The organism is Novosphingobium organovorum, assembly GCF_022832435.1.
Taxonomy (GTDB): domain Bacteria; phylum Pseudomonadota; class Alphaproteobacteria; order Sphingomonadales; family Sphingomonadaceae; genus Novosphingobium; species Novosphingobium organovorum.
On the sequence record NZ_JALHLF010000012.1, the window covers coordinates 15853 to 36165 of the forward strand.

The following is a 20313-nucleotide window of genomic DNA, read 5'->3' on the forward strand; positions in this document are numbered from 1 at the left end:
AAAGGATGGCTGCCATGCCCCGCCGCTTCGTCGACCGGTCGATCACCTTGTGCAACAACGTCGTCTCCGACCCGCCCTTCATGCGGCCCGAGATCACGTACCAGAACCACCAGGACACCGCTCCCGAACTCGACGTGTTCTTTCCCGGCGTGACCGCCGAGGGTACCCCGGACGGAGCGGGCTTCGCAGCGTCGGAATGGATCCGGCTGACCACCCACAACGGCACGCACCTCGACGCCCCCTACCACTTCCCCCCGACCATGGACGCCGCGCAAGGCGAGCCCAGGCGCACCATCACCATCGACGAGGTTCCCCTCGAATGGTGCTTTCAGCCCGGCGTGAAGCTGGACTTTCGCCATTTCCCCGATGGCCACGCCGTCACCGCCAGGGACGTCGAGAACGAGCTGGTCCGCATCGGGCACACGCTCAAGCCGCTCGACATCGTCGTGGTCAACACTGCGGCCGGCGCCGCGCTCGGCCAGCCGGATCTTCTGGGCAAGGGCTGCGGCATGGGCTACGAGGCGACGATGTACCTCACTTCGCGCGGGGTACGGGTGACCGGCACCGATGCCTGGTCGTGGGATGCGCCGTTCAGCCACACCGCACAGAAGGTCAAGGAAACCGGCGATACCTCGCTGATCTGGGAGGGCCACAAGGCGGGCCGCGACATCGGTTACTGCCACCTTGAGAAGATGCACAATCTCGAGGCCCTGCCGCCTCACGGTTTCACGATCAGTTGCTTCCCGCACAAGATCAAGGGCGCGTCGGCAGGCTGGACCCGCGCCGTCGCGATCATCGACGAAGACTGACCGCAAGGGGCTCAACCATGCGCCTTGCAACGCTTGCCGACGGTTCGCGCGATGGTCGGCTGATCCTCGTCTCACGCGATGGCCTACGCCATCTTCGCACCGCACCCGCCTGCCTGCTCGACGCGATCGCGGACTGGGCGCACTGCGCCCCCGACTTGCGCGCGCTGACTGCCCGGCTCGAGGACGGAGATGGCACCGCATTCGACCAGAGCAGCCTGTGCGCGCCGCTACCGCGCACCTGGCAATGGTGGCTGGACGCCTCGGACGCGCTCGGCCACATCAAGCTAATCGTCCAGATCAACGACTGGTCGCCCAGGCCGCGCTCACCCGTGAACTGGCGGCCGGGACAATCATCGGATCGGGAACCGTGTCTTCTCCCGATTACGTCCAGGTCGGCTCGAGCTGCATTTCCGAGCGCCGCGCGATCGACACGATCGAGGGGCGTGAACCGCCCCCTTTCCTGTCCTACGGGGAAACGGTCAGCATGACCGCCCGACGGCTCGATGGCTTTGCCCCGTTCGGCACGATCCGGAACAAGATTGCACGGGGCTGACCCTGGCCAGGACGTGGCCTGCGGGGCCACCCGCTACCGATCGGCCTTGATCGTGACCGACACGCCCCTTCGCGGCGTCCACCGAACCCATGGCGCCACGCCCCAAAGCCGCCAGGTAGCGCCTTTGGGGCGTGCCTCTCAGGGCGCGAAACTCTCCTTCGCGACATTCCCCAGATAGCCGATCGTTTCGGCGTAGAGCTGCGGATTGTCGGGCTGGAAATAGCTCGTCTTGACGATCACCGTACGCGTATCGGGATCGATGTAGATAAACTGCCCCTGAAGCCCCAGGGCAAAGAAGGCATTGGAATCCTTTACGGTCCACCACTGGAAGCCGTACCCTCCTTCGTTGCCTTCCTCCCCGTTGGTGGGGACGGTTGCCTGGGCGATCCACGAGGCCGGCACGATCTGGCGGCCGTTGCCCTTGCCCTTGTCGAGGACCATCTGGCCAAGGCGTCCCAGATCGCGCAAGGTGGCGTTGTAGCCCGCTCCGGTGAATTCGCGCCCGCTGCCGGTCGGACCGTCCATGATGAAGAAGCCGTCGGCCTCGGTGCCCAACGGCTCCCACAATTTCTCGGCCATGTAGTAGGCGATAGGACGATCGGTCACGCGTTCGACCAGCCACCCCAGGACGGCCGTGTCGAGCGTCTTGTAATCGAACACCGCCCCCGGCTTGTGCGCCTGCTTGATAGTCAGCGCCGGCTCGACGAAGCGGCGCACATTGCGGATCAGCGCCTCTTCGTGGTTCTCGCTCGCGATGCCCGGGGCGCCGTCGTAGCGCTCCTCGTAGGCGACACCCGAACGCATCTCCAGGATGTCGCGGATCGAGACCCCGTTGTAGGCGCCGGTCTTGAGTTCGGGCAGGTACTTGGTAACGGGATCATCGATCGACTGGATACGCCCTTCGGACACCGCGATGCCGACCAGCAGGCTGACGATCGACTTGGTCGCCGACCAGCACATGAAGTGCGTCTGCGCGTTGGTGCCGTTGCGGTACTGCTCGGTCACGATCTTGCCGTTGCGAATGACCAGGAAGGCGTTGGTCCGCGTCCGCTCGAGGAAATCGTCCAGACCCAGCGTCTTGCCATCGACCTGGTAGGTCGCCAAGATCGGGCGTTCGACGTAGGGCAGGACCCAGGGCCTGGAGGCATGGGGCACTTCGCGGGTGAAGAAGAGGTCCTTCATCTCGCGAAAGTAGAACGCGTTGCCGTCCGACTTGAGAATCTGGCGGCGCACCTGCTGCATGGTCGGCGAAACCGGCGAGGCCATGGCGTCCTCGACCTTGGCCTGCGCCGAGACCCCAGCTTCGGCCTGCGAAGCCTTTTCAGCCGGATACTGCTGCGCCTGCCCCATCGATGCGCTGGTGAGCATCAGGCCGCCAAGAAGCGCTCTCTTTGCCGAAAATTGCCGAAACATGCTGATTTCCTTCTTAGTGGTCTGGACGGATAAGATGCGCGCGCCCCGCAATCGCAGGCGCGCGGCGAAAGGAGAAGCCCTGCCTGCGCGCCGATCCGCGCGCAGGCAGGGCGCATCTTCAATAGCGGTATGTCCCCGTCAGCCCGAACGTGCGCGGGCGAACAGTGATATTGGTAAAGTACGGATCGGAAATGGAATAGTGCGAGCGCGCAAGGCTCGGTTTCTGGTCGAGCAGGTTGTTGGCGAAAACCGATAGGTCCGCCCCGCCCAACCGCACCCCGACGCGCACCGAAAGGTTGTTCTGTTCGTCGGCAGGTGTCTCGCTCGGATCGTAGCTGAAATTGGCCGGGTTGTAGCGCGGCGCAAGCGAGGAAGCGCGCGAGCGGTAGTCGTAATCGAGGCGCGCATAGAATGGGCGTCCGGCAAGGGCGAAGGTGTTGTTCACCGAGAGGTTGAGCGACCAGGGTGAACCCGCGATCTTGTCTCCCTTGCCCACGATGAGGACCGTGTCCGATCCGGCATAGACCGATTCATCGTAGCGCGCATCGACGTAGCCCAGCGTCGCCGAGAACGTGAAGCTGGCGTTGGGATGGACTTGCACCGCCATGTCGAAGCCCCGGCTCGATGCCTTGCCCGCGTTTGCAACGAACCCCAGTCCACACCCCGAAAGGTAGATGGACTGCTGCAGGTTGCTCCAGTCGATGTAGAAAGCCGAAACCTCGAACCCCAGCACGCCGCGCGCGGTGCGTCCCTTCACGCCGCCCTCGTAGCTCCACAGGCTGTCCGAATTGTAGCTCGACGGCGCTTCGCTAAGACCAAGCGCTCCGAGGCTGGCCGCGCATTGGACCGGGTTGACGCTCGAGTTCACGCCGCCGATGCGATAGCCCTTGGCCGCCGAGGTGTAGAGCAAGGTGCCTCCGGGGGTCTCGTAGCTGAGGCCGAACTTGGGGGTGACGGGGGTCTCGCTCTGTTTGCCCGATTCGATGATCGTCCCGCCCGCCCCCGGCCCCTGCTGGTTCGTATGAAACGAAAAGCGGGTGTCGGCCACGCGCACGCCCGCCGTCGCGGTGAGGCCTTGCGCCAGCGTCAGGTCGAATTGCCCGAACCCGGCGATCTGCCGATCGGAACCGGTGTTGACGTTGAGATAGACAACGTCGCCGGCAAGCGCGGAGGTTCCCGTCGCCTGCTCGATGGTGATGCCATAAAGAGTCTCGAACAGCGTGCCGAGATAGGGATCGACGGTCGATTGGTAGCCCTTCTGGCGCGAGTCGCTGTAGAAGGCTCCGACCACCCACTTGAGCGACGATCCGGTGTCGCTGGACTGCACGCGCAGTTCCTGGTTCCAGTTCTTCTGCGCGTTGTTCATCTGCGATGTGGCGACATACCCTTCGAACAACGGCAACGCGCTTCCCCCGAAGGTCGCGTTGGTGAAACCGGTATAGTCGAACACCGCTTGCGAGCGGCGGTTGAAGTAGGACGTGGCCGAAATCACCGAGAAGGTCGGCGCATCGTACTGGATGTTGAGCGCGGGCAACCAGAACCGGTCCTGGCTGGGCTGAGCCACCACCGACGCGTTGTTGTAGTCCTTCTTGCGCGGCGAATAGGCCTCCCAATAGACGCTCGAATCCGCGGTCTTGACGTTCTGGTAGTAGAGCGAGGGGGTAATTTCGAGATTGTCGGCGGGTTTCCAGGTCAAGGCGATGCGCCCGACATAGCTGTCCTGACTGTTGGCGTTACGCTCCTGAGTGGCGCCGGTCAGGTAGTCGACCCGGTCGACATAGCCACCATCGCGACGATACCAGCCGCTGGCCCGGAAGCCGAGCCGCCCATCGATGATCGGACCGCCGATAGCGACCCCACCCTCGTAGCTGGCCGCTCCGCCTTGCGTGGTGGCCAGCTCGCTGCGCGCGTAGCCTTCGTAGCGATCGAGATTGGGCGACGGGGTGATGAAGCGCACCGCGCCGCCTTCGGCGCCTGCGCCGAACAGCGTCCCCTGCGGTCCGCGCACCACCTCCACGCGCGCGAGGTCGAAGACCCTGGGATACGTATTGGTCGCCGTGAAGCCCAGCGTGCGGACCTGGATCGGCGTGTCGTTGATGTAGATCCCCGTCGTCGCCGCGCCCACGCTCGAGGAAATGCCGCGGATCGCGATGCTCGATCCCGACCCGTTGCCATAAGTCGAGCGCGCGAACGACACGCCCGGAACCAGCCGCGCGATGTCGTCGATCTGGCGCACCCCCTGCTGATCCATGCGCTCGGTGGACAGCGCCGCAACGCTGAGCGGCACCTTGTCGAGCCGCACGCTCTGGCGCGTCGCGGTCACGACGATGGCGCTCGGGTCCTCCCCGTCCGCCTGCCCCGTCGTGGCGACCGCGGACGCCTGCGTCTGCGCCGCGGCGCTCGCCCCGCACGCCAGAGCCACCCACGAGACGCACAGGCCCGACACGAGCAGCCCCGAACGGCGCGCCAACTGTTTCCCCTTGGTCATCGATACTTCCCCCTGATTGTCGCTCCCCAAGCGCGCCGTTGCGCGCAGAGATGGCCAGGAGCGCGCCCCTTCCGTCTCTGGTTGCCGAGCCTATGGCGATCGCGCCGGCTTGGCGCGTTGCCTTCGCGCGCCCGGCTGGTGCGTGAGCATCACCACCCCTGGAGCATCACCACCCCTGGAGCATCACCACCCCTGCGCCCGGCCGGGGTGTCCTTGTCCACGCGCGACGGGGGTGGAGTGGAGCGACGCTCAACGCGCGGGCGCCACGGCGGTGCAGACCAGCTTGAGCTCGACGTAGTCGTCGATGCCGTGCCGCGACCCTTCACGCCCAAGGCCCGATTCCTTGATCCCGCCGAAAGGCGCGACCTCGCTGGATATCGCCCCGGTGTTGAGCCCGACCATGCCGTATTCGAGTGCTTCGGTGACCCGGATCGAGCGATCGAGGTCGCGCGTGAAGACATAGCCGGCAAGCCCCGCACGCGTAGCGTTGGCAAGAGCGATGGCCTCGTCCTCACGCGTGAACCGGATCAGACCCGCGATCGGGCCAAACGTTTCCTCGCGGGTCAACAGCGCGCCTTGCGCGACATCGCGGATCACGGTCGGGGCGAAAAAGGTGCCGGGCCCGTCGCCCGGCCTGCCACCGACCAGAACCCGTCCGCCACCGGCCACGGCATCGGCGACATGGGCGGCGCAGGTGCGCTGCGCACGCGCGTCGATCAGCGGCCCCTGATCGCTCGGCCCGGCAAGCCCGGCGCCAACCACCAGCCCCGCCACCCGCGCCGCCAGGCGTTCGGCAAAGGCCTCGTAGATGCCGTCCTGGACATAGAAACGGTTGGCGCACACGCACGTCTGCCCACTGTTGCGGAACTTGGCGAGCAGCGCCCCGTCGACGGCAGCGTCGACATCGGCATCGTCGAACACCAGAAAAGGCGCGTTTCCGCCCAGTTCGAGCGAGACCCGCTTGACGCTCGCCATGCACCGCGCCGCCAGCATCTTGCCCACCTTGGTGGAGCCGGTGAAGGTGAACTTGGCGATGCGCGGATCGCCGGTGAGGATGTCCCCGATCGGGCCGGCCTGCCCGGTCACGACGTTGAACACGCCCGGCGGCACGCCCGCCTCCTCGCCCAGCGCGGCCAGCGCCAGCGCGCTGAACGGGGTCAGCTCGGACGGCTTGAGCACCATCGTGCACCCCGCCGCAAGCGCCGGGCCAGCCTTGCGGGTAAGCATCGCCAGCGGAAAATTCCACGGCGTGATCGCCGCCACCACGCCCACCGGGTCGCGCCGCACGGCAAGACGCCGGTCGGGCGAAGGGGGCGGGATCGTCTCGCCGTTGATGCGCCGCGCCTCTTCGCCGAACCATTCGAGGAAGGCCGCGGCATAGGCCACTTCCCCGCGTGCCTCGGCAAGCGGCTTGCCCTGTTCGCGGGTCAACAGACGCGCGAGCGCTTCTGCGTTGCCGAGCATGAGATCGGACCACTTGCGCAAGATCGCCCCGCGGGCCTTGGCCGAAACCCCCTTCCATTGCGCCTGTGCGCGCACCGCCGCGTCCACCGCGCGCCCGGTTTCCTCTGGTCCAAGGTCGGGCACGGTTCCAACGACCGAGCCATCGGCCGGATCGGTCACCGTGATGGTGCGCTCGGCCGCGATCCAGGCGCCGTCGACAAAGGCCGCCTCGCGGCGCAGCGCGGGCGCGTCGGGCACGCGCGTCCCCATTGCCGCGGTCACGCCGCCTCCTCGTGCAGCAGCGCGGTTTCAAGCCGGGCGAGCCCGCGTTCGAGCACCGCATCCTCGACGGTGAGCGGAACGAGAATGCGGATCGCCTGGCCATGGCGCCCGCAGGTCAGAACGATCAGCCCGGCCTCGTGCGCGCGCTGGCACACCCGCTTTGCGCGCACGCCATCGGGCTCTCCCGCCGCGTTCACGATGTCGAAGGCGATCATCGCGCCAGGGCCGCGAAGGCCGGTGATGGGGACCAGATCCGCGCGCGTCGCGAAACCTTCGATCGCCGCGCGCAAGCGCGCACCGATACGCTCGGCGCGGGCGCAAAGCCCCTCCTCCTCGATAACGTCGAGCACCGCGTGGGCCGCGGCGATGGCCACCGGCGAACCGCCATAGGTTCCGCCCAGCCCGCCCGGCTCGATCGCATCCATGAGTTCGGCGCGGCCGATCAGGCCCGACAGCGGGAACCCGCCTCCAAGCGACTTGGCCACGGTAATGAGATCGGGCCGGACCGGCGCGTGTTCGCTGGCGAACAGTCGACCCGTCCGCGCGAACCCGGTCTGGACCTCATCGGCGATGATCGCGATGCCATGCCTGCCGCGCAGCGCATCGAGCGCGCGCCACAGCCCCTCGGGCGCGGGGTTGAATCCGCCTTCCCCCTGGACCGGCTCAAGAATGAAGGCCGCGACCGCCTCGGGCTCGATGGTCCCTGCAAAGAGGAAGTCGAGCGCGCGCAGCGTTTCCTCCAGCGAGACCCCGCTCGCCTCGCCGGGAAAGGGCACATGGTGAACGTTACCCGGCAAGGGCCCGAGCCCCTTCTTGTAGGGCGAAACCTTGCCCGTCATCGCCGAGGCGAGCGCGGTGCGCCCATGGAAGCCCCCGGTAAAGGCGATGATGTCCGAGCGCTGCGTGGCCGCGCGCGCGACCTTGACCGCATTCTCGGTCGCCTCGGCGCCGGTGGTGAAGAAGACCGTGCGCGTCGTCCCCTCGATCGGTGCGAGCGCGTTCAGCCGCTCGGCCAGGTCGACGTAGCCGGGATAGGCCATGACCTGGAAGGCCGTGTGGGTGAAAGCCTCGAGCTGGACCTTCACCGCCGCGATCACCCGCGGATGGCGGTGCCCGACGTTGAGCACCGCGATGCCACCGGCAAAGTCCACGTATTCGCGGCCTTCAATATCCCAGACCAGCGCGTTTTCGGCCTTGCTGGCGAACACGTTCATGGCGGTCGCTACGCCGCGCGGCACCGCCGCCGCGCGACGGGCGAGGAGATTGGAATTCGACATGTCAGAACTTTCCCATGCATGGCGCGGCCGGACGCCACCGGCCGCGCACCGAAAACCGGCTCAGGGCCGGGAGTAGACGAGGGTGCCGTTGAAGATCGTCTGGTCGACCGCGAGATCCTGCGCGCGCGTGGGCGGATCGTTCTCCAGATCGCGCGACAGGATCACGATGTCGGCAAACTGGCCGACCGCCAGGCTGCCCTGGGTGGTGTCGCTAAAGGTCGTGTAGGCGCTTTGGCGGGTATACATATCGATGCCTTCGCGCAGGCTCACCCGCAGGTCCTCACGCTTGGCGTTGACCAGCGCGTAGATCCGGGTCAGCGCGTTCATGGTGAACACCGGCCAGTCGCTGCCAAGCGACGAACGGCCACCGGCGGCACGGATAGCGTTCCAGCGCCCGCCGTCCTGCGGAGCATGACCCTGCCTCCCGACCAGATCGGGCATCGCCTTGCCCCCCTCCTCGGCGGCGTCGGGGCCGATGAAGGCATCGTTGGGCTGATAGGCTGCGATCACGCCGAGCCTGGCGAAGCGCGGAATATCGGCCGGGTTGACCAGAAAGGCATGTTCGATGCGGTGGCGGCGTCCGCGCGCGGGTGCCGGGTTGGCTTTCTCGGCCGCTTCGTAACCGTCGAGCGCTTCGCGCACCGCGGCATCGCCCATAGCGTGCGTCATGATCTGCCAGCCCGCCGCATCGAAACGCGTGACCATCGCGGTGTAGTCCCTGGGTGACCAGATCGGTTTGCCGAGGATCTTTTGCGGCCCCCAGGGCTCGAGAAGATAGGCCGTATCGGCCTGGGGCACGCCGTCGAGAAAGAACTTGACCACCCCTGTCTTCAACAGCGGGGTTGCCGGGTGCGCTTTCCAGAAGGCCTGGTAATCGGCGAACCTGGCATCGCTAAAATCAGGCGTCACGCCCAGCGCATAGGTCACCCGCAGCGTAAGCTTGCCCGCCCGGCGCAACCCGTCGAGGATGGTGAACTCGTCCTCGTCACCGAATGCCTCGTTGATGGAGGTCACGCCGTACTTGTGCGCTTCGTCCATGGCGCGTTCCATCAGGCGCCCCTTTTGCGCCTCGGTCAGCGCGGGCATGTGGTCCTGCAGGTAACCGACGGCCGAGATTTCCTTCAGCCAGCCGGTGGGCTCGCCAGTCCTGGGGTCCTTGACGAAAAGGCCTTCGGGCGGGTTGGGCGTGGACCGCGTTATCCCTGCCAGTTCGAGAGCCTTGGTATTCACCCAGGCGGAATGCCGGTCGAGCGCCCACAGGACGATCGGGCGCGTCGTGGAAATGGCGTCCAGCATACTGCGGTCGGGCACCCCGCCGGGTATCTGGTAAGGCAGCCATCCCCCGGCCTGAACCCAGGCCGTGTCCGGGTTATCCTGCGCATAGCCGGCGACGCGCTTCTGGATCGCGGCCAGATCGGCAAGGTCGCGCACGTCGGGACTGGCCAGGGCGCGAGCCCCCCAGTAGAGATGCGCGTGGTTGTCGTTGAAACCGGGAAGCACCGTATGGCGGTGCGCGTCGATCACCTTTGTACCGGCATCGCGCAGCGCAAGGATCTGCGCGTCGGTGCCCACGGCAACGATCTTTCCATCCGCGACGGCAAGCGCTGTCGCGGCCGTGCCATCCCCGACCGTCAGCAGGCTTGCGTTGACGATGACAAGATCGGCCGCCCCCGCCGCGCGGTTGACGCCATCCGCGCCGCGCGCGCTGGCCCCACCCAGCGCCGAAAGGGCCGTGGCCAGCATCCATGCCCCCTTCGCACGATCCCTCAGTTTGCTTCGCATTGCACTCCCCACAAGCCTTCGTGACAGGCTTCGAGCTTATGGGAAACGCGCGGTTCGGGCCCGATGCAATCGGTGCAGCTCCTGGTGACTGACAGGCACCGAAGCGTTCAACGCTCGCGCAGCAACGGCTCCTGCGCGACCGCGGCTTCCAGCCAGCGCCGGAATGCCGTGATCGTCTTCTCGCGCCAGCGATTGCGCCGGGTCGAGAACTGGTAGCCCCCCAGATAGACCGGCGGCCAGCCATCGAGCGCAACGAGATGCCCTTCGTTGAGATCGTCGGAAGCGATCAAGGCATTGGCCAGCGCCACGCCCTGCCCCCGGCGCGCGGCCTCCATGGTCAGGTGGTTGTGCCAGAACTTGGGACCGGCAAGCCGCCCGCCCGCTTCGATCCCGTGCGCGGCGAACCAGCGCTGCCATTGGCTTTCATTCGCCTCGTGGACCAGCGGGTAGTCGAGCAGGCCGACCGGACCGTCGGGCGCGCCATGCTCGGCAAGGAACGCCGGACTGACCACCGGCAGGATTGGCGGCCGCGCGACCTCGATCATGCGCATGGCCGGATCGGGCTCGCTCACCCGGTTGTCGGGCACGTACTGGAGAAAGGCATCGATGCTGTGCAGCGACGGATCGGGCGACAGCTCGAGCGGTTGCAACTCCAGTTCGACCTCGGGCTTGCTCACCGTGAATTCGGCGATCCGCCGGGTGAGCCAGGCCGAAGCGATGCCCGGCGCGCAGATCAGCGTGAGCTGGCTGTCGTCCCCCTGGTTGAGCAAGGCCAGACTGGCATCGGCGATCTGCCCGAGCGCCTCGGCGAGCGCGGCGTAGAATTTCTCGCCATCCTCGGTCAGGCGGCGCCCCGCGCCGGGCGCCCGATCGATCAGCGGAACCCCGGTCCACTCCTCCAGCGCGCGCAAATGCCGGCTAACGGCGGCATGATCCACGCTCAAGGCTTCGGCCGCGCGACGAATGCCGCCGCACGTCACGATCGCCTCGAAGGCCCGCAGCGTATGAAACGGCGGAAGCGCCGCGCGCTGCTCGGGCCTCAGCCCGCTCGTCGTCATGTTCTCGCTCTTGCGCAAAGCCACACTCATGAGGGCCTGGCCCTCCCCTTGAAAACCACGTGGGCCGCTTGGTTATGGCAGGATGACAAGGGGTGCAAGGGCAAGGCGCGAGCCACGATCATTCCCGTTCGGGAACGAACACGAGCCCGGCGACCGTACCCTGGAAGCGGTGATTGGCCAATGTGGAATTGACCACGAGATACCCGCTTGCCCCTTCGAAAATCCCGGTTCCACCGGTCACCTTGTGGACCATGACCGTCTGGGCCACACCCGCGACGGGGGTCGGCTCGTTGTGTGTGGGATAGACCCCGCGCAAGGCAATCGCGCCACCGGGCAGCGTCCAGGTGACCGAACTCACGAAGCCCCCCTTGCCATCGACGTTCGCGTGGACGAGCGAAAGGTACGCCCGTGCCGTTCCGGGCGCCAGCCGTGGATCGGCTCCCGCGCGCACCGTCAGCGCGCCTTGGGGATGGAAGACGTGGTCCTCTCCGGGCGGCGGCACGTGGCCCGCCAGATCGGCCTCGAAGCGCAGCATCGCGACGCGGGGCGGGATCGGAGCGGTCACAGCGGCGGTTGCCTCATGTGGCAGAGCCTCACCCGACCGGGCCGCATCGGCCGGCAGCACCAGCGCGGGCGCCAGAACCAGGGGGCCTACAAGCGCGCCGATCATNGGGATCGGAGCGGTCACAGCGGCGGTTGCCTCATGTGGCAGAGCCTCACCCGACCGGGCCGCATCGGCCGGCAGCACCAGCGCGGGCGCCAGAACCAGGGGGCCTACAAGCGCGCCGATCATCGTGCGGAACACGTCTTTTCTCCTGCTTCAAGAATGTGCACGCGCAGCGCCGCAAGGTCGGTCGCCTTGAGCGGCGCCTGGCGCAGCCGTCCCACCTCGGCCGCGGTATAGGCGCGCGCGCCAGCCGGATAGCTGGCCCCCCCCAGGTCGCGCGCGATGAAATTCAGCGTCTGCGCCAGGGTCTCGTCGTCCATCGGCGCGAACGCCACGTTGGGCAGTCGGACGAGGTATTCACGGCCTCCCGGCGTACACAGGAAGCGACCGACATGGTCCTTGAGCACCGGAATTTCGCGGCGCGCCGAAGCCCCGTCAAGGCCGTGGCATCCCCCGCAAAATTCATAATAGTTGGACTGGCCCGAGGTGAAGCGCCGGGTTGGCAGGGTTTCCTCGGCGTGGCTGGCGAAGCCCGCCCCCCCATGCGCAGCGACCAGCACGAGCGCCGCCAGGGCCAGCGGCGCATACCCGAAACGGCGGCCCATCGCGCCTACTCAGCCAGTCCGACCAGGGCTGCGGTGGAGCAGTGATAGGCCATCGAGGAATCACCAAAGCACCAGATGATGTCGTTGTTGGCCTGCGGCCGGTAGATCGGCAGTTCGCGATCGGTGCCGGTGCATTCGCAATCCTCGCCGCTTGCCACGCACGCCGATGTTCCGCAGCAGTCACGATAGGCGATGAGATACGAACGCCCGTCGTCGGGGTTGAGACACGTTCCCACCCAGGCCGTCGGTGAAGGGGTCGAGCCCGGCGGACACGTGTGCAGACCGCCGCCGCAGCACCCGCAGATCGTACCGTCGATGGCACAGTGGCGCCAGTAATCGCACCGCAGCGGATCGCTGCTCTGCGCGTTGCGTTCGAAATCGGACAGTGGCGCGCTGGGTGTCGGCGCAGGCGCGCCCGAAGCGCGCGAAACCGGCAAGAGCGGAAACGCGCTGCCCGCCGCCATGGCGACACCCAGCTTGCCAAGAAAGCCGCGACGCGAGCTGCGTCGCGCGATGCCGCGCAGCACGGCTTCACCCAATTTGTCGATTTTCGAGTCACCCATGGGAACCTACCTTCGTGAAATCGTTGGCCAGCGCGCCGGCGCGGCGCGCGCCGAGAAAGTCCTGCACCGTGCCGAACCCGGTCTCGGCCGGCGTGAAGAGACTTTCGATGTGCTCGCGCGTGTTGACGAGGCCTTGTGCGGCAATGGTGCCGTCGGGCCTTAGCAGCACCGCGTAGGGCAGCTTGCCGACGCGAAAGGCGTATCCCGCCTCGCTGCTGACCGCGAGGCGATCGGGCGCTATGGAGAGGCGCACGGCCATCTGCGCGTATTGCCCCAAGTCACCGTCGCCCAGGAAGAACAGGTCGGCCCCCTCGGACGCCGCGACACGGCCCGCCGTGGGGATGAGCTGCTTGCAGATCGGGCAACTGGGCGCGACGAACAGGAGGAGTTGGGCTTTGGCGGTGGCCCCACCCAGGGCACGCGGGGCGCCGTCGAGCGTGCGCACGGTCAGTTGCGGGGCTTGCTCGCCCGGCTGCGGCCCCTGACTGAGCGCCAGCGCCCCGACCGGCGCGATGCGCTCGTGCAGGATACCGACCTGGCGCGCCAGCACCGCGACCGCAACCGCCAGCAGGAGGCACAGCGCCCAGAGCAGGGCTTGCGAAACGATGAGCAACATCACGAGAACCTTTGCTGAAGTTGAACGGTGCGATCGTGCAGATGGATCAGTTGCGTGGCGAGCGCGGCCAGCACGAACATGGCCGCACCGGCGCCAAGGCCGTCGATCCATTCGAGCCTGCCAGGCGCCTGTGCCCAGCGGGCAAGCGCCGGAAAGAGCGCCGCAGCAAAGACGAGGTTGCGCCACACCAGCGGCCAGGTGATCGCTTGCCGTGCGGCGCCGAAGCGACAGCCGCAGTCCAGATCGCGCTCTCCACGCCGCAAGGCGCGCGCCATCACGAGCGCGAAACCGAGCAGCAGGACGATGCCCAGGACGCCGCCCACCGGCGAGGCCACCCCGCTTGCCAGGAAAACCGCACAAAGTCCCTCGATCGCGATGATGGCCCCGGCGAGCGCAGCGCTCCCTCGCCCGGCAAGCGGTACATGGCGCGCTATGATCGCCGCAAATTCACCGAGGTTGCGCCCCTTGCCCAGCGCCGAGGCGCCAAACAGCAAGGCTCCGAACCCGCGTGCGGCCAGGATCATCGCGGCGGGCATTTCTGCGGGCATCGCGACCATGCTCACAACCCGGTGACCAGGCCGATGATGCCCGACAGCGCACCATGGTGCACGGGCTTTCCGCTCAGCGCGTCGTACGCGATCAGGCTTGCCCCACGACCGCCGCCGAAGGCGAACAGCAGCGGGGCGTCGTCCTGCGTGACCGCGATGCCGTGCGCCGGCGTCTCGAGCTGGATTCGCCGCACGAGCGCGTGGGTGTCGGCATTGAACACCCACACTTCGCTGCCGTCCTCCTTGTGCGTCCAGAAGTTTCCCTTGTGCATGAGCACGTAAAGCCAGTGGCGCGCCCGGTGGACGGCGAGCAGCTGGCCACCGCCGGGGCGCCAGGCCAGTTGCTGTACCCCGGTCCCCGCTTCGGGCTGGCCGGCCGCGACCTCAATCGACCACGGCTGGCCGACGACGGGCTTGGCACCGGCCAGATCGACCGGATAGACCTTGCCTGAAAAGCTGAGCATCCACCCCTTGCCGGTGTCGCGATCAACGAAGCTGTTCTCGAACACCGGATCGTTGTCGGGATCGAAGAAGGGGTCGCTGAAGGCAACCGTCGGATCGCCCGATACCGGCACTTGCGCAACACCGATCGAACCATCGCCGCACAGCGTTGCCACCCCTCGCGCGCCGATGGGAAAGGCCAGCGCGCAGCCGGGCACGTCGATCGAGGCGACCGGCTTGCCCGAGGCGATGTCGACGACGTGGATCGCCGAACTGGGCACCATGTCGTAGATATAGCCCAGCTTGCCATCGAAGCTCGTCGCCTGCTGCTGGGTCTTGGGCACGACCAGCAGACGGCCGGGCAGCGCGACTTCCTCATCGACCTTGAGCGACGCGCCATCGTAGACCGTGAACAGATCCTCACGCGTGCCGCGGTTGCCCCGGCTCCAGTACGTCTCGGCGACATAGACCTTGCCCCCATCACGCGAGAGCGACATGCCCGCGTTGCGCGCGGCGGGCACCAGCGCCATGGTCTTCATCGCCGGGTCGTCTCCATCGACCACCACGGCGCCTTGCGCGCGATAGGGATCGAACAGCCAGAGCCAGTGCGCACCCGGCCTGGCCAGGGTCGCGGTATCGCTGTCTTCGACCGGGAGCACTGGCGGCGGGGCGGGTGGTTGGGCGACGGACTGCGCCGTCGCGGCATGCAGTGGTGAAAGCCCCCCCAGGCCCAGCCCGGCCAGCCCCAGCAGCGCGCTCGCCGCCCGCAGCGCCGCGCGCGATGTCCTTTTGCAATCATGCGGTTGCGTCATGTCCCGTCTCCCCCAATTCCCCTTGCCCGGCGGTGCACTCCGGTCACCGCTGGCCCTGGCCCGATACGAGCCGTGTCTCGGCGTCGCAGGCGACCGGTTCAATGCAGCGACAGAAGATAGGCAATCAGGTCATGGCGCTGATTGGCATCGGGAACTTTCACCACCATGCGGGTACCGGGAATCATCTTGGCCGGGGCCTGCAGAAACTGATCGAGCGAGTTGGCGTTCCACGTGACGCCCGACTTGGCGAGCGCGGTCGAGCCCTTGAACGGGGTGCTGCCCGCCGCCCGGCCGCTAAGGCCGAACAGGTTGGGCGCAGTGATCGCCCGTGCGCCCGAGGTGTTGACGTGGCACATCTTGCAATGCTGGGTGAAGACCTTCTGCCCGGCTGCGGCATCCCCCGCGGCCTAGGCAAGCGCCGCCGAACCGGTAACGGTGAAACTGCCGGCGCCCACGAGCGCAGCAACCATCGCGAAGGCGAATCTGGACATCATAACCTGGAGTACTCCCTGTCGGCCCGGCACCGCCCGTCTAGGGGCGCATCGAAAGGCCTGTCGTTCGTTGCGACGTGAACCACAGCGCGCGCCCAGGCAGCAAGGTGCCTAGCACCGACCACATGGTGCCTGCCGAACACCACCGGGCCTGTCCAAGGCACCTATGGAGCCCCGCGCTTTGCCCGTACTCTGCCACCGTCCAAAACCCGGAAGAACCGCACGAAAATGGAGAGAAGCGCCTTGACCAACGCCGCTATCACCCACGCCGCCGACGGGCTCAGCCCTCGGCCTTGCGCCAACCGCCGCACGCTTCTGACCGCGGGGCTGGCAGGTGCGGCCGCCGCGACGCTGGTGCGTCCGGCCCCCGTCGCAGCCCTGACGGGGGCACCGGCCGGGACCCCGCCCGAAGGTCCCGAGAATCTGTCCGTGCTCGACCCGGTGCGCACCGAACTGGTGATGAATCTCGTCGTCACCTGCTCCTCACCCGAACGCATGGGGGCCTCCAAACAGGCCAAGGACGGCACCCGCGAGGTCGTCTGGCCGATCATCGGCGGGCGCTTCTGGGGGCCTCGCCTCAAGGGCGAGGTGGTGCCCGGTGGCGGCGACTTTCCGGTGTTGCGTCCCGACGGCACGATGGTCGTCGACGCGCTTTACCGCCTGCGCGTCGAAGACGGGACGCAAGTCATCATCCACAACAAGGGTCTTGCCTATCGCGCGCAGGGCGCGGCGCACCGCCCCTATCGCCTGGTCCCCACGTTCACGACCGTCGAAGGCCCCCACGACTGGCTCCAGAGCTCGATCTTCGTCGCGACTCTGGTCTATGGCGAGGATGTTCCGGCTGCCTTTCGTCTGGCGCAAGGCCCCGAGCAGAATGATCGCCTGATCCAGGTCCACCGCATTTTTTGAAAGACGGAACGTTCATCATGAAAAGTAGGTTTGCAGCGCTGCTCGCGGGTACGCTTCTGCTCGCCCCGCACCTCGCGCTGGCCGGTGCCTCGGGCGCACCGGGAACAGGTGCTGCGCAGGATCACGGCGAGGCCGATCTCGTGCTGCGCAACGCAACGGTGATCACGCTCGACGCGGCCGACACCATGGCGCAGGCCGTGGCGGTGCGTGACGGCCACATCGTAGCGGTGGGCAAGGACACGCAGATCGCCTCGTGGATCGGCGGCGCGACGCAGGTGATCGACCTGCACGGCCAGACGCTGGTTCCCGGCTTCATCGACGCGCACGCCCATGTCCAGGGCCTTGCCGCCTCGGAATACATCCGCGTGCCGATCCAGGCCCCGCCGCTGGCCGATGCCGATGCCATCCTTGCCAAGCTGCGCGAACGCCAGCGCGAGCTTGCGCCCGGTTCCTGGCTGATCGGCCAGGGCACCTACAATCAGGTCATGCCCACCCGCGCCCAGCTCGATGCCGCCTTTCCCGACAATCCGGTGCAACTGCGCTGGAGCGCGCACGACAGCCTCATCAACCACAAGGCCGCGCTGGCCGCTGGCCTGACCAGGGACGCTCCCGATCCCGTGGGAGTGGGCCGGTACGAACGCGGACCCGACGGCGAAGTGTGGATCTTGCGCGATGCACCGGTCAACCTGCACCAGCCCGAGCCCACCTACGCGCAGCAGAAGAAGGCCATCGCCCGAACGCTGACCGACTTCTTTCTCGACAAGGGCGTGACGACGGTGTTCGACATGTCCTCGCCCGAGATCGCCTTTCGCGCCTACCAGGAGCTGAAGCAGGAAGGCGCGCTGCCGGTCCGCCTGCTGATGGGCTTCATGATCGGCAACCATGACGGGGAGCAGGAGGCCAGGAGCGACGGCCATGAACTCACCACGGGCGGCGGTGAGGACGGCCTGTTCGATGCCCTGCTCAAGACCGGCCTGCACACCGGTTTCGGCGATGACTGGCTCACCGTCGGGCCGATCAAGATCTTCCTCGATGGCGTCTGGGGCACCACCGCGGCAACCTACAAACCGGCCTGGAAGGGCTCGGGGACGACCTGGGTTCCCGACAACACCGGCGGCGTCAGCCGCTCGCAGGACACTCTCAACCACCAGTTTCTGCTCGCCCAGGAAAACGACTGGACGGTGTGGGTCCACGCCAATGGCGACCGCGCCCAGGACATGGTGCTGAACGCCGTCGAATACGCGCAGGCCCATGCCCCGCAGCCCGACCCGCGCCACCGCATCGAGCACATGGGCCACTTCCTGGTCCAAGACCCCGCCCGCACGCCCGAGCGCCTGGCGCGCATGAAGCGCGACGGGGTCATCCCCTCGATTCAGGTGGCCATGCTCTGGCGCCTGACACAGACAAACGCGCAAGAGCCCGACGTCACCTTCTTTGCCGAACGCACGATGATCGACCATGGCTTCCATCCGCCGCTTGGCTCGGACACGCTGGGCACCCAGAACTACGCGACCAATCCGCTGTTCTCGATCGACCGCGCGGTCAACCGCACCACCAAGTTCGGCCAGGTCGTTCAGCCCGAGCAGGCGGTCACCCCGCTCGAAGCGCTCAAGATGGCGACGATCTGGGCGGCCTGGTCGGGCCATCTGGAAACCTCGCGCGGCAGTATCGAGGTGGGCAAGCTCGCCGATTTCGCCGTTCTCGATCACAACCCGCTGACCATCGAAAAGCAGAAGATCGGCACCATCGCCGTGACCGAGACGATCGTCGGCGGCAAGCTGGCCTACCACCGGCCCTGACCCCGAACGCGGCCCCCTGACCGGGACGGCAAGGCGGCACCGCTCCATTACAACAGCCCGCTCGTCACCCGACGAGCGGGCTTTGGTTTCGATCGCGCGGACCGCCCGCAAAAAACAGGGGCCGGCCCCCAACAGAGGAGCCGGCCCCTTCCCTTAGGGGGATGCGAACCGTTCAGTCCATGGTCGGGATCACGAAGGCCGCCGCCGGATCGGCCACGCCGCCGTGTTCGGGCCAGCGCTGGGTGACGACCTTGGTGCGGGTAAAGAAGCGAAGCCCTTCCTCGCCATACTGGTTGACGTCACCGAACGCCGAACGCTTCCACCCGCCAAAACTGTGGTAGGCGACTGGGACGGGAATCGGCACGTTGATGCCCACCATGCCGATCTCGACCCGGCTGGCGAAAGCGCGCGCCGCGCTACCGCTGGAGGTGAACAGCGCCACGCCATTGCCGAACGAGTGGTCGCTGGCCAGCGCGATGGCCTCGTCGAGCGTGTTCACCCGCACGATCTGAAGCACGGGCCCGAAGATTTCCTCCTGATAGCTGCGCATGTCCGCGCGCACGTGGTCCAGCAGCGTGGGCCCCAGGAAGTAGCCGTTCTCGTGACCGGGCACGACGATCCCGCGCCCATCGCGCACGAGCTGCGATCCTTCGGCCACGGCAAGGTCGATGTAGTCCTCGATACGCGCCTTGTGCTGCGCGCTAACCAACGGCCCGAAGTCGGCCACAGGATCGGTCGGCACGCCGACGGTCAGACCGGCAATTCCTGCGATCAGCCGGTCGCGCAACGCGTCAGCCAGCGCATCGCCCACCGCGACCACCACCGGCAGCGCCATGCACCGCTCTCCGGCGGAGCCATAGGCCGCCCCCAGAATGCCGCTGACCGCCTGATCGAGATCGGCATCCGGAAGGACTATACCGTGGTTCTTTGCCCCACCCATGGCCTGCACGCGCTTGCCAACCGCGGCACCGCGGGCATAGACTTGCGCGGCAATGTCCGAGGAGCCCACAAAGCTTACCGCGCGCACGTCCGGGTGATCGAGCAGTGCATCGACAACCGGCTTGCCGCCATGGACGACCGCGAAGATGTCCGCCGGGCCACCGGCCGCGATGAACAGTTCGGCCAGCCGGACCGCGGTCGAGGGTGTGCGCTCGGAGGGCTTGAGCACGAAGGCGTTGCCGGTTGCGAGCGCCGGACCGGCCATCCACAGCGGGATCATTGCGGGAAAGTTGAACGGCGTTATCCCCGCCACCACCCCCATCGGCTGGCGCATCGAATAGACGTCGATGTCGGTGCCCGCACCCAGCGTGAAGTCACCCTTGGCGAGATGCGGCAAGCCGCACACGAACTCGATCACCTCGAGCCCGCGCTGCACGTCGCCGCAGGCATCGTCGAGCACTTTGCCATGCTCGGCCGAGATCATGCCCGCCAGCTCCTCCATGCTCTCTTCGATGAGCGCCTTGAAGCGGAACAGGACACGCGCACGGCGCTGCGGATTGAGCGCGGCCCAGGCCGGCTGCGCGGCCCGTGCCCGCGCGATGGCCTGTTCGAGCACCGCCGCATCGGCGTGTTCGACCACGGCCGCGACGGTTCCCTTGGCGGGATCGAAAACGGGGCTGCTCGGCCCGTTCGACGGCGCGCTCTTGCCGCCTATGAAATTGCGGATGCGCCGCAGTTCGGCGTCGGACAGATCAGGCATGATCCTGCTCCTGTAGTCATGAAGAAAGGGACGGTCTTGGGCTGACGGTGCACGTGCC

Annotated in this window: 16 protein-coding genes and 2 pseudogenes; 5 read left to right on the plus strand and 13 right to left on the minus strand. The window is 67.1% G+C overall.

Annotated elements, in window-relative coordinates; genetic code table 11:
* Positions 1–14 precede the first annotated feature (14 nt).
* From MTR62_RS05445 to MTR62_RS21420, 3 genes and pseudogenes are all read left to right on the plus strand, one after another.
* Positions 15–809, plus strand: coding sequence for a cyclase family protein (locus tag MTR62_RS05445; RefSeq protein ID WP_244017851.1), 795 nt, complete (start codon positions 15–17; stop codon positions 807–809).
* 17 nt (positions 810–826) lie between these two features.
* Positions 827–985, plus strand: a pseudogene (locus MTR62_RS21415) (fumarylacetoacetate hydrolase family protein); the annotation flags it as partial.
* Positions 986–1176: 191 nt separating this feature from the next.
* Positions 1177–1362, plus strand: a complete 186-nt coding sequence (locus tag MTR62_RS21420; protein ID WP_327194382.1) for a hypothetical protein — start codon at positions 1177–1179, stop codon at positions 1360–1362.
* A gap of 138 nt (positions 1363–1500) precedes the next feature.
* Here MTR62_RS21420 and MTR62_RS05455 read toward each other — a convergent pair whose 3' ends face one another.
* From MTR62_RS05455 to MTR62_RS05510, 12 genes and pseudogenes are all read right to left on the minus strand, one after another.
* A complete protein-coding gene (locus MTR62_RS05455; protein WP_244017774.1) occupies positions 1501–2730 on the minus strand; it encodes a serine hydrolase domain-containing protein in 1230 nt (409 codons plus the stop codon).
* Positions 2731–2893: 163 nt separating this feature from the next.
* Entirely contained in the window at positions 2894–5263 is a 2370-nt protein-coding gene (locus MTR62_RS05460; RefSeq protein WP_244017776.1) for a TonB-dependent receptor, read from the minus strand.
* Positions 5264–5512: 249 nt separating this feature from the next.
* Positions 5513–6976, minus strand: coding sequence for an NAD-dependent succinate-semialdehyde dehydrogenase (locus MTR62_RS05465; protein ID WP_244017853.1), 1464 nt, complete (start codon positions 6974–6976; stop codon positions 5513–5515).
* An 8-nt stretch (positions 6977–6984) separates the two neighbouring features.
* Complete coding sequence (gene gabT, locus MTR62_RS05470) at positions 6985–8265, minus strand: 4-aminobutyrate--2-oxoglutarate transaminase (protein ID WP_244017778.1); 1281 nt, start codon at positions 8263–8265, stop codon at positions 6985–6987.
* A 60-nt stretch (positions 8266–8325) separates the two neighbouring features.
* The gene (locus MTR62_RS05475; RefSeq protein ID WP_244017780.1) at positions 8326–10008 is read right to left on the minus strand and encodes an amidohydrolase; all 1683 of its coding nucleotides are present in this window, start codon (positions 10006–10008) and stop codon (positions 8326–8328) included.
* A 146-nt stretch (positions 10009–10154) separates the two neighbouring features.
* The gene (locus MTR62_RS05480; protein ID WP_244017783.1) at positions 10155–11135 is read right to left on the minus strand and encodes a LysR substrate-binding domain-containing protein; all 981 of its coding nucleotides are present in this window, start codon (positions 11133–11135) and stop codon (positions 10155–10157) included.
* 759 nt (positions 11136–11894) lie between these two features.
* Positions 11895–12377: a cytochrome C gene (locus MTR62_RS05485; protein ID WP_244017785.1), complete on the minus strand. Its 483-nt coding sequence runs from the start codon at positions 12375–12377 to the stop codon at positions 11895–11897.
* A gap of 5 nt (positions 12378–12382) precedes the next feature.
* A complete protein-coding gene (locus MTR62_RS05490; protein ID WP_244017787.1) occupies positions 12383–12940 on the minus strand; it encodes a methylamine dehydrogenase light chain in 558 nt (185 codons plus the stop codon).
* A complete protein-coding gene (locus tag MTR62_RS05495) occupies positions 12933–13556 on the minus strand; it encodes a thioredoxin domain-containing protein (RefSeq protein ID WP_407672610.1) in 624 nt (207 codons plus the stop codon). Before MTR62_RS05495 ends, MTR62_RS05490 begins: the two co-directional genes overlap by 8 nt.
* Complete coding sequence (locus MTR62_RS05500; protein ID WP_244017792.1) at positions 13556–14104, minus strand: MauE/DoxX family redox-associated membrane protein; 549 nt, start codon at positions 14102–14104, stop codon at positions 13556–13558. Before MTR62_RS05500 ends, MTR62_RS05495 begins: the two co-directional genes overlap by 1 nt.
* An 11-nt stretch (positions 14105–14115) precedes the next feature.
* Positions 14116–15357, minus strand: coding sequence for an amine dehydrogenase large subunit (locus MTR62_RS05505; RefSeq protein ID WP_244017794.1), 1242 nt, complete (start codon positions 15355–15357; stop codon positions 14116–14118).
* A 98-nt stretch (positions 15358–15455) separates the two neighbouring features.
* A pseudogene (locus tag MTR62_RS05510) lies at positions 15456–15740 on the minus strand (c-type cytochrome); the annotation flags it as partial.
* Positions 15741–16091: 351 nt separating this feature from the next.
* Here MTR62_RS05510 and MTR62_RS05515 point away from each other — a divergent pair.
* A complete protein-coding gene (locus tag MTR62_RS05515) occupies positions 16092–16757 on the plus strand; it encodes a DUF3237 domain-containing protein (RefSeq protein ID WP_244017799.1) in 666 nt (221 codons plus the stop codon).
* A 17-nt stretch (positions 16758–16774) separates the two neighbouring features.
* Positions 16775–18556 (plus strand): amidohydrolase, encoded by a 1782-nt coding sequence (locus MTR62_RS05520; RefSeq protein WP_244017801.1) that lies wholly within the window; start codon positions 16775–16777, stop codon positions 18554–18556.
* A gap of 172 nt (positions 18557–18728) precedes the next feature.
* On the opposite strand, the gene MTR62_RS05525 is transcribed toward MTR62_RS05520, so the two are convergent.
* Positions 18729–20231 carry a CoA-acylating methylmalonate-semialdehyde dehydrogenase gene (locus MTR62_RS05525; protein WP_244017855.1) on the minus strand — a complete coding sequence of 501 codons (1503 nt, stop codon included), beginning with the start codon at positions 20229–20231 and terminating at the stop codon, positions 18729–18731.
* Positions 20232–20313: the final 82 nt, after the last annotated feature.